General features: G+C 68.4%; 15 protein-coding genes. 6 read left to right on the top strand and 9 right to left on the bottom strand.

All coding sequences use genetic code 11. The features are described from left to right. Positions 1–2: 2 nt before the first annotated feature. The 3 genes from EV192_RS36800 to EV192_RS36790 form a co-directional block, all read right to left on the bottom strand. Positions 3–1,424, bottom strand: a complete 1,422-nt coding sequence (locus EV192_RS36800) for an APC family permease (protein ID WP_132123240.1) — start codon at positions 1,422–1,424, stop codon at positions 3–5. After that, entirely contained in the window at positions 1,421–2,335 is a 915-nt protein-coding gene (locus tag EV192_RS36795) for a proline iminopeptidase-family hydrolase (protein ID WP_132123239.1), read from the bottom strand. Before EV192_RS36795 ends, EV192_RS36800 begins: the two co-directional genes overlap by 4 nt. Before the next feature lie 137 nt (positions 2,336–2,472). Then, the gene (locus EV192_RS36790) at positions 2,473–3,471 is read right to left on the bottom strand and encodes a S1 family peptidase (RefSeq protein WP_132123238.1); all 999 of its coding nucleotides are present in this window, start codon (positions 3,469–3,471) and stop codon (positions 2,473–2,475) included. Between the two features lie 261 nt (positions 3,472–3,732). On the opposite strand from EV192_RS36790, the gene helR reads away from it, so the two are divergent. Next, positions 3,733–5,925 carry an RNA polymerase recycling motor ATPase HelR gene (gene helR / locus EV192_RS36785; RefSeq protein ID WP_207926509.1) on the top strand — a complete coding sequence of 731 codons (2,193 nt, stop codon included), beginning with the start codon at positions 3,733–3,735 and terminating at the stop codon, positions 5,923–5,925. On the opposite strand, the gene EV192_RS36780 is transcribed toward helR, so the two are convergent. Next, a complete protein-coding gene (locus tag EV192_RS36780) occupies positions 5,920–7,077 on the bottom strand; it encodes a N(5)-(carboxyethyl)ornithine synthase (protein ID WP_132123237.1) in 1,158 nt (385 codons plus the stop codon). The two genes, helR and EV192_RS36780, sit on opposite strands and share 6 nt — an antisense overlap. A gap of 31 nt (positions 7,078–7,108) precedes the next feature. Further along, positions 7,109–7,375 (bottom strand): RGCVC family protein, encoded by a 267-nt coding sequence (locus EV192_RS36775; RefSeq protein WP_132123236.1) that lies wholly within the window; start codon positions 7,373–7,375, stop codon positions 7,109–7,111. 255 nt (positions 7,376–7,630) lie between these two features. On the opposite strand from EV192_RS36775, the gene EV192_RS36770 reads away from it, so the two are divergent. The 3 genes from EV192_RS36770 to EV192_RS36760 all read left to right on the top strand — a co-directional run bounded on the left by EV192_RS36770 (position 7,631) and on the right by EV192_RS36760 (position 9,438). Next, positions 7,631–8,149, top strand: coding sequence for a DUF5994 family protein (locus EV192_RS36770; protein WP_243727308.1), 519 nt, complete (start codon positions 7,631–7,633; stop codon positions 8,147–8,149). A 46-nt stretch (positions 8,150–8,195) separates the two neighbouring features. Continuing rightward, positions 8,196–9,047, top strand: a complete 852-nt coding sequence (locus tag EV192_RS36765; RefSeq protein ID WP_279495060.1) for a DMT family transporter — start codon at positions 8,196–8,198, stop codon at positions 9,045–9,047. A 190-nt stretch (positions 9,048–9,237) separates the two neighbouring features. Continuing rightward, positions 9,238–9,438, top strand: coding sequence for a cold-shock protein (locus EV192_RS36760; RefSeq protein ID WP_132123234.1), 201 nt, complete (start codon positions 9,238–9,240; stop codon positions 9,436–9,438). Between the two features lie 54 nt (positions 9,439–9,492). Here EV192_RS36760 and EV192_RS36755 read toward each other — a convergent pair whose 3' ends face one another. The 4 genes from EV192_RS36755 to EV192_RS36740 all read right to left on the bottom strand — a co-directional run bounded on the left by EV192_RS36755 (position 9,493) and on the right by EV192_RS36740 (position 13,263). Continuing rightward, positions 9,493–10,632 (bottom strand): hypothetical protein, encoded by a 1,140-nt coding sequence (locus EV192_RS36755; protein ID WP_132123233.1) that lies wholly within the window; start codon positions 10,630–10,632, stop codon positions 9,493–9,495. Between the two features lie 29 nt (positions 10,633–10,661). After that, positions 10,662–11,462, bottom strand: coding sequence for an SGNH/GDSL hydrolase family protein (locus EV192_RS36750; protein ID WP_132123232.1), 801 nt, complete (start codon positions 11,460–11,462; stop codon positions 10,662–10,664). A 117-nt stretch (positions 11,463–11,579) separates the two neighbouring features. Continuing rightward, positions 11,580–12,794 carry an MFS transporter gene (locus EV192_RS36745; protein ID WP_132123231.1) on the bottom strand — a complete coding sequence of 405 codons (1,215 nt, stop codon included), beginning with the start codon at positions 12,792–12,794 and terminating at the stop codon, positions 11,580–11,582. 34 nt (positions 12,795–12,828) lie between these two features. After that, positions 12,829–13,263 (bottom strand): MarR family winged helix-turn-helix transcriptional regulator, encoded by a 435-nt coding sequence (locus EV192_RS36740; RefSeq protein WP_243727307.1) that lies wholly within the window; start codon positions 13,261–13,263, stop codon positions 12,829–12,831. Positions 13,264–13,370: 107 nt separating this feature from the next. On the opposite strand from EV192_RS36740, the gene EV192_RS36735 reads away from it, so the two are divergent. Together EV192_RS36735 and EV192_RS36725 are read left to right on the top strand one after the other, a co-directional pair. Next, positions 13,371–14,336: a DUF6528 family protein gene (locus tag EV192_RS36735; RefSeq protein WP_132123230.1), complete on the top strand. Its 966-nt coding sequence runs from the start codon at positions 13,371–13,373 to the stop codon at positions 14,334–14,336. A gap of 405 nt (positions 14,337–14,741) precedes the next feature. Further along, complete coding sequence (locus tag EV192_RS36725; RefSeq protein WP_132123229.1) at positions 14,742–15,629, top strand: beta propeller repeat protein; 888 nt, start codon at positions 14,742–14,744, stop codon at positions 15,627–15,629. The last annotated feature ends 6 nt before the right edge of the window (positions 15,630–15,635 follow it).

Below are 15,635 nucleotides of genomic sequence, written 5' to 3'. Positions count from 1 at the left end.
CGCTATCCCTCGGCTTCGTCCAGGTTGATGGTGGTGTCGCGGCCCATCGCCTTGCGGACGAGCAGCAGGATCACGCCGATCGCCAACCAGATGAGGCCGCCGACCTTCGCCGGTGTGTCGGCGTTGTAGAGCACGTACGCGATGATCACGAAACCGACCGCGGGGACCACGAGGTGCATGCCGTAGGTGCGTTCGCGTCGCTTGATCAAGTAGTACACCGCGACGGACAGGTGCAGCAGCAGGAACGCGACCAGGGCGCCGAAGTTGACCAACGTCGAGAGGAACGCGATCTGGCCCACGAAGACCAGGCCGAGGAACAGGCTCAGCACCGCGACCAGCAGGACGGCCCGGTCCGGCACCTTGCGGCGCGGGCTGATGTGCGAGAGGAACCTGGGCAGGGCGCCGTCCCGGGCCATCGAGTACAGCAGGCGTGACGTCGCCGCCTGAGCGACCAGGCTGTTCGCGACGGCGGCGGCCAGGGCGGCGGTCACCGCGGTCACCACCAGCATCCAGTGGCCCGCGGCGCGCCCGCTGATGTCGTAGAAGGCGTTGTTGGCGGCGTCCTCGGTGGCGAACTCGGTCTGGCCGGGCACCAGGAGGGCGGCCAGGTAGGTCTGGATCACGAACAGCGTGGCGACCATGCACAGCGACAGCACGGTGGCGCGGCCGACCAGTTTCGACTCGCCGGCGACCTCCTCGGACATCGTGGAGATCGCGTCGAATCCCAGGAACGACAGGACAGCGATCGACAGGGCGCCGAACATCAGGCTGAGCGAGAACTGGCCGGAGTTGAAGAACGGGGTGAGCGACCAGTGCGCGCCGCCTTTCCCTTGGGCGACGGCGATCACCGCGATCACCACGAACAAAGCGAGGATCACCATCTCGCCGATCAGAAAGGCGCGGTTCGCCAGGGCGGTGATCTTGATGCCGGCCAGGTTCACCACGGTGTTGAAGACCACGAAGATGACCACCCACACCGACTGCGGGATCGCGGGCACCACGGCGGCGAGGGCGACCGCGCCGGTCACGTACAGCAACGTGGGCACCAGCAGGTAGTCCAGCAGGATCGCCCAGCCCGCGATGAAGCCGGCGGAGTTCCCGATGCCGCGGCCGGCGTAGGAGTACACCGACCCGGCGACCGGGAAGGCCCGGCTCATCGCGCGATAACTGAGCGCGGTGAACAACATCGCCACCAGGCCGATCAGATATGTCAACGGCACCATGCCGTGCGAGGCGTTGAACACGATGCCGAAGATCGCGAACGGCGCGATCGGCACCATGAACACCAGCCCGTAGACGATCAGGTCCCGCAGGCTGAGCCCGCGCTGTAACTCCTGTTTGTAGCCGAACTTCCGAAGTTGTTCCTCGGCCGACCGGTCGGCGTCGACCGGGCTGGGCGTGGCTTTCTCGGTGTGCTCGCTCATGTCGTTCCCCCAGAGTGGTCGCACGAGTCGAGGAAGTCGGCGACCAGGGTGTTGAACCGTTCGGTGTCCTCGAGCTGCGGGAGGTGGCTGCAGTTCGCCAGGATCTCCCAGCGGGAGTCGGCGATGTTGTCCTGATAGGGCTGTACGGTCGCCGGGGTGGCCTCGTCGAACTCGCCGCTGATGATCAGGGTGGGCACGTCGATCGCGCCCAGTCTGTCTATAATGGACCAGTCGCGGAGGCTGCCGGTGACGTGGAACTCGCTCGGGCCGTTCATCGCGGAGTACACGGTGGGGTCCTCGTCGATCGCCGCGAGCGTGCGTTCGAACTCGTCCGGCCACGGCACCACCCGGCAGACGTGCCGCTCGTAGAAAACCCGCATGGCGGCGCGGTATTCCTCGCTGTCGGTGGTGCCCGCCTCCTCATGGGCGCGCAGCGTGTCGTCCACTCCCGGTGGCAGCGCCGCTCTCAGTTCGGCGGCCGCGGCCGACCACAGTCGCATGTCCGCGGGCGAGTCCGAGATCACCAGGCCGCGCAGGCCGGCGGGACGCAACGTGGCGTGCTCGGCGGCCAGCATGCCGCCCCAGGACTGGCCGAGGACCAGGTACTCCTCGGCGATCCGCAGAGTGTCCACAAGGGACTGCAATTCGTCCAGAAACAGCTGGACTGTCCAGAAATCCGACGGTTTGTCCGGTAGGTGCGTCGACCGGCCGTTGCCGAGCTGGTCGTAGTGGATCACCGGCCGGCCGGTCTCCGCGATGGCCGCCACCGGCAGCAGGTAGTCGTGCACACAGCCGGGGCCGCCGTGCAGGACCACCAGTGGCGCCTGGTCCGACGAGAGCTCACCGGTGATCCGATACCAGGTCTGATGGTCACCGAACTTCGCGGTGCCCTCGGTCACGGCCGCCGCCATGTGGACCTCCCATCGAAGCCCCCCGAATCATGAAGCTGCTCACAATCCGGTCCCGACACAAGAGCCGAACGTCGGTCCGCGTATGTCACTGTGGCCGGATCGGTCCGATCCGGCCACAGTGAGAACTACTCAGGTGATCAGGCGAGCGTCAGGCCGTACATCGACAGCTCGCGGGTGAGCGGGTAGAAGAAACTGGTGCGGGTGTCGCCGCCGGACAACGTGCCCAGGCCGATCGAGCCGTCGTAGGCCGGGCCGCCGGAGTCGCCGTGGTCGGTGTGCGCGGTGGTGCCGAACTCGTGGTTGAGCACACCCACGTCGAAGTTCACCGACTGGTCGACCGAGGTGACCGTGCCGCTGCCGCCACCGGTGGTGGAGCCCATCTTCTGGATCCGCTCGCCGACGAACGGAGCGCGCGCGGACGTGATCCGCTGGCCGGTGTTGATCTGGCCGGGACCGGTGCCGTTGGGCCGGGTCAGCAGGCCGGAGTCGGCGCCAGGACAGTCACTGCGGACAATTCGGGCGCCGGACACGTTGCCGCCGCGCCAGGTGCCGCCGAGGTTGGTGCAGTGCCCAGCGGTCAGCATCATCGGCGTCGAGCCCTGCTTGACGTTGAACCCGAGCGAGCAGCGGCCTGAGTTGTTCTGGATCGCGTCGCCGTCGGCGATGTGCGTTTCCAGCTTGCCGGTCAGGTGTTCGACCCGCACGGTGTCGCCGAACTTCGCGGCCGCGGCGGTCACGGTGTCCGAAACGGACGGTGACGCGGCCGAGTAGATCGTCACCACGACCTGGTTCGTGCTGGTGTCGATGCCCCACGACGTCTGGGGGACGTTGTGGACCGCGTCCAGCGCGTCCTTCACGACGGCCAGCTGGGTGAAGCTGTGCGTGACCTTCTTCGCCGTCAGTCCGGCCGCCACCACTCGTCGCGCCGTACTGTCGTCGAGCACGTTCACCACGGTCTTGCCGTTCGCGACATGGAACCCGCCCGTGGCGGTGCCGAGCTGGGTCACCAGCTGGGTGGCCTGGTCCACGGCGGCCTGGTCGGTGAGCGGCGCGGCGGCTGCCTGGGTGCACAGTCCGGTGACCAGCACAGTCGCGGACGCCGCGGTGAGCACAGCGAGATTCTTCCGGAGAGTCATCAGCAAACCTCACGTTCACGCAGGGGGGTGAAGCCGTCCGTGTTGACACGGACACCTTCAGTGAACAAGGACACTGTGATTTCTCGGCGAACCGTCGCGCCACCCACGAAAGTAGGGTGAGTCCTGTCCGGTGAGAACGGGAAAGAGGAGTACCCACTCCCTCCCACTTCAACATATAGCGCATAGTGGGGCTTGCGGCAAGACCCGGGTGATGCCGCAGAATCGCCGATCGAAGGCGGAGAACCTGCGGAAATGGGGAATGTGTCAACTCCAGGGTACGAAGAGGAACTGCGGTCCGAGCGGAGCTACGTGGCCGAGCTCTACGCGCGGCTCGATGCCGAGCGCGCGCGGGTGAAGGGCGAGTTCGAGGGGGCGTTGCGGGGAACCGGTGGGACACGGATGGAACGGGACGTCCGGGTGCGCGCGCTGGCCAAAGACATGAAGCGCCTGAATGTCGCGGACAACGGGCTGTGTTTCGGTCGGTTGGACGCATTGTCCGGCGAATCCTCGTATGTCGGCCGGATCGGTATTTTCGACGAGGAGAACGAGTTCGAGCCGGTGCTGCTGGATTGGCGGGCGCCCGCGGCGCGCGCGTTCTACGTCGCCACCGCCGCGAGCCCGGAGAGCATGCGCCGGCGCAGACAGTTCCACACCCGTGGGCGGCACGTGGTCGATTTCACCGATGAGATGTTCGGCCGTCCCGACCGTGGCGCGCGCGGGGGCCGAGGAGACACAGCCCTGCTCGCGGCGGTCAACGCGCCGCGCGGTGTGGGGATGCGCGACATCGTGGCGACCATCCAGGCCGAGCAGGACGGGATCATCCGGCTGGACCACCCGGGCGTCCTGGTGATCGAGGGCGGTCCGGGCACCGGGAAGACCGTGGTGGCGCTGCACCGCGTCGCGTACCTGATGTACACCCATCGGGAGCGGATGGAACGTCACGGTGCGCTCGTGGTCGGGCCCAACCCGGCGTTCCTGGACCACATCCACCGGGTGCTGCCGTCGCTGGGTGAGTCCGACGTGGTGTTCATGACCCCCGGCGACCTCGTGCCCGGCCTGCGTGTCTCCGCCGAGGACGCCCCGGCGGCGGCGCGGCTCAAGGGCTCGCTGAAGATCCTGGACGTGCTCACGGCGGCGGTCGCCGACCGGCAACGGGTGCCCAAGCAGCCGATCCCGATCGACCTGCGGGACGTCACGGTACGAATCGACGCCGAGACCGCGGAGTGGGCGCGGGACGAGGCGCGCGCGAGCGGACTGCCGCACAACGAGGCCCGCGCGGTGTTCACGGAGATCGTCACGTACGTGCTCACCGAACGGGCGACCGCCCGGATCGGCCGGGGCTGGCTGACCCGGGCCGACCGCGAAGGGTGGGAGCAGATGCGGACGGACCTGCTCAAGGAGCTCGCGGAGGACGAGACGTTCACCGCCGCACTTGACGAGCTCTGGCCGGTCCTGACGCCGGAAACGCTGCTCGCGGCGCTGTTCACGTCCCCGGAACGGCTGCGAGCGGCAGGCGCCGACCCGACGTTGTCGCGCGCCGACGGCGACGCCTGGACGGTGTCGGACGTGCCCCTGCTCGACGAACTCGTCGATCTGCTGGGCAGCGGCAAGGCGGACAAAACGGCCGAGGAGGTCGCTGAGCGGGAACGGCGGGCCGAGGCCGAGTACGCGGCCGGTGTGCTGGACATCATCAAACTGGACCCGGAGGACCTGGACGACGAGTTCCAACTGGTCGCCCAGGACGTGCTCAACGCACGCGGCCTGGCCGACCGCTTCGTCGAGAGCGACACCCGGGAGCTAGCCGAACGCGCCGCCGCGGACCGGGACTGGACCTACCGGCACGTCGTGGTGGACGAGGCCCAAGAATTGTCCGAAATGGACTGGCGGGTGTTGATGCGGCGCTGTCCGGGCCGATCCTTCACGGTGGTCGGCGACCTGGCCCAGCGCCGCTCGGCGGCCGGCGCGACATCCTGGGACGCCATGCTCCAGCCGTACGTGCCCGATCGCTGGGTCTACCGCTCGCTGTCGGTGAACTACCGCACGCCCGCGGAGATCATGACCGTCGCCGCAGCGTTGCTCGCCGAGTTCGCGCCCGGCGTCCAGCCACCGGAGTCGGTCCGCGCGTCCGGCGTCCCACCATGGTCCAGGCGGGTCACCGAAGACGAACTTCCCGCCGCCATCGAGGAGTTCGTCCGGGACGAAGCCGGTCGCGAAGGCACCAGCGTCGTGATCGGACCGCCGGATGTGCCGGGCGCGGTGGCGCCCTCGGAGACGAAGGGCCTGGAGTTCGATGCCGTCCTGGTGGTGGCACCGGAACGGATCCTCGCCGACGGCCCGCGCGGCGCGGCCGAACTCTACGTCGCCCTCACCCGCGCCACCCAACGCCTCGGCGTCCTGCACCACGGTCCACTGCCGCCGGCCTTGGCAGGACTCAAGGTGGTCAGTCGGCTATGACCGACCGGCCTCGGTCACCCGGTGCGGATAGTCGGGTGACCGGTGCTGGAAGGAGAGGATGTCCGGGTTCTGGATGACCCCGTCGCGGATCTCGATGGCCCGCCGGATGGTGTCCTCGGTGTCCCAGGCGCTGGGACCTGCCAGCACGGTCCGCAAATGGGGGAGAACCGCTTGGCTGATCTCCCACGTCGCGGAGTTCCACAGGTGCGACGGGCTGTGGTCGACGCCGTAGTAGTGGATGTTGTTCCCGACCGTGAACATCGGTTCGGTGAACGTCGTGGGACGGGCCCAGCTGAACCCCATGCCCTCGTCGCAGGACACGTCGACGATGAGGCTGCCTGGAGTGAACGCGCTCAGGTCGGCTTCGACCAGGAAGGTCAGCGGTGCCTCGGTGTTCTGCAGCACGCAGTTGACGACGATGTCATGCTCGGCCAGGAACTCGGCGAGCGGCACCCGGCCGCGGTCGCTCAGCACGTGGCTGTGCCGTGGGTCGACGTCGCCGTGTTCCAAGTGGACGATGCGGGCCGAGTGGATCGGCGCGCTGACCGCGGTGACGCCTCGATTGGTGAGGACGTGAACGTCGTGGACGCCGTGCGCGTTGAGGGCCGTCACAGCGCCTCGTGCGGTCGCGCCGAATCCGATGACCACTGCGCTCAGCCGACGTCCGTAGTCGCCGGTGCTTCCGGTGAGCTGCATGGCGTGCAGTACCGAGCAGTAGCCGGCCAGTTCGTTGTTCTTGTGGAACACGTGCAGGCTGAAGCCGCCGTCGGCGGTCCAGTGGTTCATCGCCTCGAACGCGATCAACGTCAACCGGTGGTCCACGGCCAGCTGGGTGATCTCCTCATTCTGCACACAGTGCGGCCAGCCCCACAGCATCTGCCCCTCACGCAGCTGCGCGACATCTCGCGCGAGCGGCTTCAGGTACAGGATTCCGTCGCACTCGGCGAAGAGTTGCTCGCGCGGGAACAGCCCGGCGACGTACGGAGCCAGCTGCTCGTCGGCCACGCCGAACCGTTCGCCGTAGCCGCGTTCCAGATAGATGTGTTCCCGCAAGTCGGGGTCGATCCGGCTGACGTGCGCCGGGTGGATGGCCAGCCGCCGCTCGTTCTCCTTGTGTGACAGCGAAGTTATGCCGAGGTTGAGCTGACCCACGGACGCTCCCTGGTGGTTGGTCGCAGCGGGACTATTTGTTCGTACAGACGCAACTTCGGCTGTGGCCACCGGTGGCGGTGGCGGTGCAGTAACGCGCGGCGATCTGATCGTGGCTGTTCCACGGGTGCGGGCACGTGGCGCAGACGGGTTCGTGTCCAGTGTCGACGGTCGGCTTCGGATCGGTGGCGGGCAGCGGAATTCCGTGCTGCGACACGGCCTTGCCGTTGCTCTCCTGCGGCTGGGTCGCCGTCAGCCGAGGGAAACGCCGTTGTCGGGTGTCGAGCAGATCCGAGTTCATCTCGGCGCTCCCGCCTCTGACCGAACTCGCCGGCCGGGTCGTTGGTACGCCCAAGGCGGCGACGGCTTGACTGCCGGCACTCGACGGACCCTCGGTGACCCGACTGTACTCCACGGCCGGAAAGCCACCCATCAGGACCACTGGGGTGTACTGTCAGGGGTGTCGGAAGCATTTCGTATGTGAGCGGTCAAGCTCGCGTCGTTTCCGGCGATACCCACACGACCGGGTGTGATGGTCGTTGACGGGAGTACCGGCATGATGTCGGGACCGCGCACGCGCCTCGCCACCCCCTTGGCCACACTGGCCACCGAGCTGTCTCGGCACACCTTGCGGTTGAGGTTGAAGCCGAAGGCGCCCGCCACGGGGCACGTCGACGGCGCGTGGTGGCCCCGATCGAGGGACTTGTCCGTCGAGTTGCCGGAACTGCTCGTGGTGTTGGCTGTCCGGCTCGGCCATGTCGTGCGGGTGACGTACAACTTGGACGCGTGGCATCCGACGGCGCGGCACCTCATCGCCCAGGGCGGTGTCGTCCGGCTGGAGGGATTCCGTTCCCAGCCCGCCGATATCGTGACTGTGATCGGCACGGACCGGCAGCGACTGACCCTTTTGGTCGTACCACCGAACACTTCCCCGGCGAACGCCCATCACACGATGATGACCGCGTCATCGCGGGGAAACCGCGACAGCCTCGAAGGACTTCTCGCCGCCGCGCCAACGGGTTCCGCGGCGGACACGCAACGCTGGGAAGCAGACGGGGGCTGGACTTCGACATGAGTCCTGCCCGCACGGCACGCCGACTCGGGCGGGCCGTTCGCCTGTGATGGTGTTGGCGATCGGCGCCGCGTTGGCGGGTGCCGTGTGTTGTGCCGTCGCGGCCGCGCTGCAGCATCGTGAGGCCGTGTCGATCCGATCGGCGGAGGCCGTCGGCTTGCGGCTGCTGTGGGCACTGGCTCGGCGTCCTTACTGGCTGGCGGGGGTGGTCGCGCTTCTGGTGGCGGCCGTTCTGCACGCGGTCGCGCTGCTGAACGGTCCGTTGACGCTGGTGCAGCCATTGGGCGTATGCGCGGTGGTGTTCGCGGTTCCCGTCGCGGCGTTGTTCCGTCGATACCGGATGCGGTTGTGGGAACTCCTTGCGGCGGCCACGGTGGTGGCTGGTCTGTGCGGTCTGCTCACGGCAGTGCCCAGCGACCCCATGTCGAACGGAGGCTCGACGCCGGTTCCGACGTGGACGCTGGTGGTCGCCACTGTGTTGGCGATCGGTGTGTTGACGGTTGTGGCCGCGCGGCGCCGAATGGTTCTGCGAGGTCTGTTGTTGGCCGCGGGTGCTGGAATCACTTTCGGCGTAGCCGCCGTGCTGCTGCAGATGGTTCTCTTCGACGTGCGGCGTACCGGCCTGCCAGGGGTGCTGAGTGTCGCGGGTGCCGCTGTGGTTCTGTTCGCCGTGGCGGGGGTTTGGCTCAATCAGCGGGCGTACCGCGCGGGGAACGTCGCGGTGGTGCTGGCCGTGGTGACGGTGGCCGATCCAGCCGCGAGCGCTGTCACCGCCGTCGTGCTGGGGGAGCGGTTTCCCACCGACGTTCTCAGCTTGTCCCTGCTGGTGATCTCGGCGGCCGTCGTCGCGGGCGGTATCGCCTGGCTGGCGCGATCGCCGGCGCAGTTGGCCGCGGCCTGAACCGGCCACGTTCCGATGTGAACGGACACAATGGACTGATCGTTTTGCGCTCACTTGGCGAGTGCGGTAGACTACACACGGTACAGGACGGTCGTCAGTTTTGTGTTCGTGTCACCACGCTCGCGGAATCGATGGTGTGACCAGGCAGTCGTATCGTGCGGCGCCTATCGAGCCTGTCAGAGGAGCTAACGTGGCACAGGGAACCGTGAAGTGGTTCAACTCGGAGAAGGGCTTCGGCTTCATCTCCAACGGCGACGGCCCGGACGTCTTCGTGCACCACTCCGAGATCGACGGCGGCGGCTACCGCAGCCTCGAGGAGAACCAGCGGGTGGAGTACGAGATCAACCAGGGCCCCAAGGGTCCGCAGGCAGTCCAGGTCCGAGTGATCTGACGCCAGGAGCGCGCGAAAGCCGGCCGGGGATCCCGGCCGGCTACTGCTGTCTGGTCAGTCGGCGATCAGGCGCCATGGCTGGCCGGCGGTGTCGGTGCTGATGGCCACCACCATCCGGCCGGACACCAGAATGGACAGTCCGTTGCTTTCCGGATCCCGTTGACGCAGCCGGGCGGTGACCTCCAGACCGCGTTCCCGGGACAGCGGTCGGTTGAGCACGCCCAGGACGAACGACCCGGTGGACGGGCCGAGCAGGTCGAGCGCGGCCCAGCTGCCGCGAACGTCCTGCTCCCCGACGCGAATCGGCGGGTCGGGCCGCGGCGCGGACTGGTACAGCTGGTCCGCGATGTCACCGACCCGGCGGCTGATCGCGGTCGCGAGCTCACGTGGGGAGCTGCGGTCGAAGTCCCGGGCTCGGACATCCCGGCGCGGCCGGTGGTCGGCGCCGGGCCGGGCCGGCGCGGTGAGCTGGTCCTCGTCGAACAGTTCGGGCTGGATCGCGACCGGGGCCGACACCGCCTGGCCGACCGGCCCGGTCATCCCGGGCAGCCGGCCGGACCTGGTGAACAGGTCGACCGTCGCACCGAGGCCGGTGGTGTACGCCCATGTCATGGCCAGCGGGTGCGTGCCATGGTGCCGGGACCACGGAATCAGGCTGTTGAGCCGGTCCCGCTGTTGCGTGGACGCCCGGGTCGGCGGCGTTTCGAAGCGTCCCCGAGCCTCGCCGGCCAGGATCTGTCCGGGCAGGTCGAACAGCAGGTCAGGCCGGGTCTTGGCGGGGTTGTACTGGCCGGCCAGAGCGGTCGGCAGCGCGTCGACGTGGGCGATGGCGGTCGTCTGCGACTGGTACGCGGCCTGGACGGCGGCGGTCAGCATGCCGAGCCCGATGGACTCACTGACGAACCGGCGGATGTGCGACGCACTGGCCCGGAACGGTTCGTCGCGCAGGCGGATCGGGCCGTCCGGGTCACTGTTCAGGTAGCACAGCACCAGCCGTAGCTCGTGCTGGCGCGTCTCGTACCTGACTGGGCCGCTCGCCGGCACGGCCAGCGCGTTCACGCTGACCGCGTAGCTGAGGTCGACCGGCAGCAGACGGTCCACGGCCACCCGGTGGATGTCGTCGACCTCGGGGTACGGATCGACGCGGCCGGGCCGTTCGGTCCAGGCGAACTGCCGCAAGGTGATCCATGCCACCACCGAAGGCTAACGTGTCAGCGGGCGACCTAAGTGGTCATCCGGCCCACCACGAGCGGGGTGTAGCCGGCGGACTGGCCGGTCTGGTTGGGGTGGTAGGACTCCGAGGTCGGGTTGGACAGGCCGTTGATCCACTCCGGGTTGTCGCACACCGCGTGGCCGGTGAACGCCTGCCTCGGGTCGACGAAGCCGAAGCCGTGCGCGGCCGCCCTGGCCGCGATGGTGGTGGCCAGCAGGTCCGCGGTCTTGTTCAGCTCGGTCTGCTCGCCGGAGCTGATCCGGGCGAGCAGGTTGCACTCCTGGCCGTCGAAGATCCTCGGGTAGCCGACCACGATCACGGTCGCGGTCGGCGCGCGGCCGCGAATGTCGTTGTACAGGCCGTCAAGCCGGCCCGGGAGAGTGTTGGTGATGAACGAGTTCGCGTTGTTGATCTCGGTCCAACACGTGTAGGGCCACGGGCGGGCACACGCCGAGATCACGGACCCGAACCCCGCGTCGTTGCCGCCGGCCGAGACGGTCACGTACCTGGTGGCGGCGCTCAGGCTGCCGAGTTGACCGTTCTGCACGTCGGCCACCCGAGCCCCGGAGCACGCCACGAAGGTCAGTTGGGTACCGGTGCGTTGGGCCGCGAGCACCGGGTACGCGTACGGCGAACGCTGGCAGGAACCGCTGTCGGCGTAGTAGGTCCGGGAGCCGACGCCGGACGAGTACGAGTCGCCGAGGGCGGTGTACGCGCCGCTGGCGGCCTGTGCGGTCTGGATCCCGACCAGGCCGAGCGCCAGGGTCAGGACCAACGGGATCGCGATGCGGCGGGAGAAGGACCGGCCCATGGTGTGCCCCTTCACCAGAGTTGGGGCTTTCAGCGTGCGGTCGGCGACCCGCCTGATCAATGGGCCGAACCGGTGAATTTTTCGACAACCAGGGGTCGGTTCCGTGAGTTTTTCATGTCATGCGGGGGAGTGGCTCAGCCGCGACCAGCGCAGCGACCGGTCGAAGACGGTCACCACCAGGAACAATGCGGCGACGACCAGAACGAACAGCGCCAGGTCATGCAGGCCGCTTGTGCTGGCGCTGCGGCTGAGGAACGCGCCGTTGGCGGCGGCCGCGACCATCGCGCCGAGGTACGTGGACGTGCGCAGCAGCCCGGCGGACGCCCCCATCCGGGCCGGATCCGCCTGGTAGTACAGGGCGTTCTGGTTGGCGAGGCTGTTCAGGCCCTGCGGCACGCCGACGATCACCCCGATCAGCACCAGCAGCCAGATCCCGCTGTCCGCGTGGACCGTCAACAGCAGGGCGCAGCCGAGGATCTGGCCGACGCCGCCGACGATGAGCTTGCCGCGGACTCCCTTGTGGCGCCCGGTGATGCCGGAGACGACGATCGCGGTGAGGAACATCGGCAACAGTGCCGCCCCGGCCTGCGCCGCGGTCAGCCCATGGCCTTCCTCCAGCCATTGGGTGTATCCGTAGAGGAAGGTGTAGGACACCACGAACGTGAGCAGGTTGCGGGCGTACGTGGCCACTAGCGGCCGGTTTCCGACCAGCACCCCCAGGTCGATCAAATCCCGAACGGCCAGGCTTCCCTTGCGGGTGGGCTGTGTCGGCAGTCGGAGCGCGCCGAGGACAAGGCACGCCACCGCGAGCGGGACGTTGACGACGAAGATCGTGCGCCAGCCACCCAAACCGATCAGCAACCCGCCGAGTGTGGGTCCGACCACGGCGACCGTCTGGGTGGAGACCGCGAGCGCGGTCAGCACCCCGCTGGGGCTGTCCCGGCCGGTGCGGTGGGATTCCTGGCGGATCAGGAACATCGCGGCCGGGTAGCCGGCGCACGTGCCCAGCCCAAGCAGCGCCCGTGCGCCGATCAGGACACCGAGCGACGGCGCCAGAGCACCGAGGATCCCGGCGACACCCAGCAGCGCGGAGCCAGCCAGGTAGAGCCGGCGCGGCCCGTACATGTCGACCAGGCGGCCGACCACGGGCTGGCCGATCGCCGTCGCCACGTAGAGCGAGGACACCAGCCACGCCGTCTCGGCCGGTGGCGCCCCGAACGCCACCCCGATCGGGATCAGCGCCACCGCGATCATCGACGAGTTCACCGGGTTGAGGACCGCGCCGAGGATCATCGGCGCGATCAGCCGCCGGTCGAACGCCAGGACTGTCATGATGCCGCCTCCGCTGGGAAAAGCACGTCGGCGGTCACGCCTGCTCCAACCGGTCCAGCAAAGCCATGGCCTCGATGACGGTCCGCCGTTCGGCCTCGGTGAAACCGTCCTGGAAGGCACGAGCCAGCCACTCCTCACCGACGCGCCGCCGGTCGTCGAGGAATTCGCGACCGGCCCGGCTGAGTGAGATCAGCTGGCGCCGGCCGTCGTCCGGGTCGGGACGTCGGACAATGAGCTTGCGCTCCTCAAGCGCCGCGAGCGTGGCGGCCACGGACTGCGGTCGGACCCTCTCGGCGGCCGCGAGGTCGCTGGCCGACGCGGGCCCGTACCGGTCGAGACGGCTCATCACCGACGTCTGGGACGGCGTGAGCTCGCTCGCGTCGTAGACCTCTCTCAGGCGGCGGCGCAGACGTCCCACCATGACCCGCACATCCTGGGCCGCCCGCGCGGCCGACTTCGAGATCTCCACCCCTCGACGGTAAACTCTTCAGTTGAAACTGTCCAGTCTGAACTGAAGATCTTGTTCGTAAGCCGGTCGTAACGTTGTGTTCGGCGGCGGGTGGCAGCCTGCCGATCATGATCATGCGCAAACTCGCGGCCGTGTCGGTCGCTGTGCTCGCCGCCCTCGGTGGGCTGAGTCCGGCCGCTCAGGCCGTCGACTCGCATTGGGCCGGTGCCCCGGTGGTCGTGACCGACCAGGCGTCCCGTCGGGTGCTGGTGCTGGACTCGGGGGTGAGCAAGTGGGACGCCCGTTCGGTGCGGTGGTCGTTCAGTCCGGACAAGGATCCCCGCTACGCCGACCTGAACCCGGCCAAGTCGTGGACGAACGTCAGCGACGCCAAAGAGCGTTGGCTGTGGGGCCGCACATACCTGTTGACCACCACGTCGGCCGGTTTCGCCGCGGTGGTGCGGTATCCGTCCGGTGAGCCGTACTGGGCGGCCTACACCGGCCCGACGAACCTGCACAGCATCGAGCTGCTGCCGGACGGCAACGTGGCGGTGACCGCCAGCACCGCGGGCTTCGTGCGGCTGTACGCGGCCTCGCAGGGTGTCCGGTCGACCAAGTACGCCGAGGTGAAACTCAAGGGCGGGCACGGCTTGCAGTGGGACCCGTTCCGCCGGGTGCTGTGGGCGTTGGGCGATGACGAACTGCTCGCGTTGCGGATCGGCGGCAGCAGGGCGGTTCCGGAACTGACGGTGGCCGACCGGATCGCGTTGCCCTCCCAGGGCGGCCACGATCTGACCCAGGTGGTGTGGAACCCGGACCGGCTGTGGGTCACCACCAACTCCCAGGTGTACCAGTTCTCGAAGGCACAGAAGAAGTTCCTACAGGACTATCCGAGCGAGATCAACCGGGGCGGGGTGAAGAGCATCGGTGAGGAGCCGCTCACCGGCCAGGTCCTCAGCGCGGCGCCGGAGCCCGGCCATCCGTGCACCTGGTGCTCGACCAAGGTGCAGACCTACCGGCCCGCCGGTGAGTACACATTGGACGGCGGCGGCATCTACAAGGCCCGCTGGTGGTGGCCGTCGATCGTGTTCTGATTACGCAGCAGTCCCTGTCTCTCCGCTCGCATGCCTGCCTGGAAACGGGTGCGTGCGCCCAGCGACTCCGACAGCTCACTCGTGCGGCGATGCACAGTGCGGAGGCTGACGCCGAGTTGTCGCGCGATCGCCTCGTCTTTCAGGCCGGCTGCGAGCAGGGACAGCAGCCGGTCGTCCAGGCAACCTGCTGACCAGACCGTGGGACTCCAGCGCGTTCGCCGACGTGCGCGTCCACCGGATGCTCCGGCCGGCCAGGTCGGCGAGTTCGGCCACTGTGCTGCGCGGATTGTGCAGCAGGATCCGGTAGACGCTCTCCGCCTCCGGGGCACGCCGAGGGGTCTGGCATCGCCCACCGCCCTCGCGGACACCGAGGCCGTGGGCCACTGGCGGGCGCCGCGGTGCGCCGTGGTCGACGGTGACGGGTCGATCAGCTACACCCGCGACGAGGGGCGCACGATCACCCCGACCGCGGTCCGTCAGCGGCCCGTCCAGTACATCTTCACCGTGGTGCCGCTGCCCAGGGCGAACACCATGCGCGGCGTCGACAGCTGCGGCTCGCTGCAGGTCTCTGCCGACGCCGGTTGTTCGTGGACCGCCTTCGGCCAGGTCAAGGGGCTCGACGCGCCGCGCCTCACGGGCGGGCACGACGATCAGGCCTACCTGTGGGACCAGAACGGGCTCGCGCTGTACCGGGTCGACGGACGGCAGGTGACGCCGCTGCCCGCGATCGCCAAGGACGACACCAGCAGCATCGGGGTCGCCGCGCTCGCGGTGAACCGCTACCTGCCGTGGCACGTCCGGGCCGTGCTCAGTGACGGCACGATCCGTGACTCCTACGACACTGGCAGGTCCTGGAACCATTCGACCGGGCTCGGCAAGCCAGGCGACGTGGTGAACGCGTTCTCCGTGGCGGTGTCGCCGGTCAACCCACAAGTGGTGTGGGCGCAGGGAATCAACATCGCCGAGAACGACGCGCACGCTCCCTCCGAAGGCCGGCACATCTACCGCTCCACCGACGGCGGCCGGACGTTCCGGGTCGCGGTCGACCACAAACCCGGCCAGGTCACCCTGGTCAACGGCGCCCTGCTGGCGCCGAGCCCGACCGACGAGAACGTGCTGTACTTCATCTTCGGCACGTCGTTCGCGCGCTACGGAACGGACCTCTTCCGCTTCGACGCGCGCCACAACGAGCTGTCCGTGCAGCACAACAGCCACGACGGCATCAAGTCGATCTCCTTCAACCCAGGGGAGGAGAAGGTGATGTACCTCGGGTTCGCCGCCGAACTCGGGTAGCGCCTG

The sequence above is a fragment of the Actinocrispum wychmicini genome (assembly GCF_004345645.1).
GTDB classification, from domain to species: Bacteria; Actinomycetota; Actinomycetes; order Mycobacteriales; family Pseudonocardiaceae; genus Kibdelosporangium; species Kibdelosporangium wychmicini.
This window is presented reverse-complemented; position numbering and strand designations above follow the sequence as displayed.

Bases quoted from the DNA above. Each gene is read 5' to 3' on its own strand.
- EV192_RS36800 (WP_132123240.1), bottom strand. From the start codon at position 1,424: ATGAGCGAGCACACCGAGAAAGCCACGCCCAGCCCGGTCGACGCCGAC.
- EV192_RS36795 (WP_132123239.1), bottom strand. From the start codon at position 2,335: ATGGCGGCGGCCGTGACCGAGGGCACCGCGAAGTTCGGTGACCATCAG.
- EV192_RS36790 (WP_132123238.1), bottom strand. From the start codon at position 3,471: ATGACTCTCCGGAAGAATCTCGCTGTGCTCACCGCGGCGTCCGCGACT.
- EV192_RS36775 (WP_132123236.1), bottom strand. From the start codon at position 7,375: ATGAACTCGGATCTGCTCGACACCCGACAACGGCGTTTCCCTCGGCTG.
- EV192_RS36770 (WP_243727308.1), top strand. From the start codon at position 7,631: ATGATGTCGGGACCGCGCACGCGCCTCGCCACCCCCTTGGCCACACTG.
- EV192_RS36765 (WP_279495060.1), top strand. From the start codon at position 8,196: ATGGTGTTGGCGATCGGCGCCGCGTTGGCGGGTGCCGTGTGTTGTGCC.
- EV192_RS36750 (WP_132123232.1), bottom strand. From the start codon at position 11,462: ATGGGCCGGTCCTTCTCCCGCCGCATCGCGATCCCGTTGGTCCTGACC.
- EV192_RS36745 (WP_132123231.1), bottom strand. From the start codon at position 12,794: ATGACAGTCCTGGCGTTCGACCGGCGGCTGATCGCGCCGATGATCCTC.
- EV192_RS36735 (WP_132123230.1), top strand. From the start codon at position 13,371: ATGATCATGCGCAAACTCGCGGCCGTGTCGGTCGCTGTGCTCGCCGCC.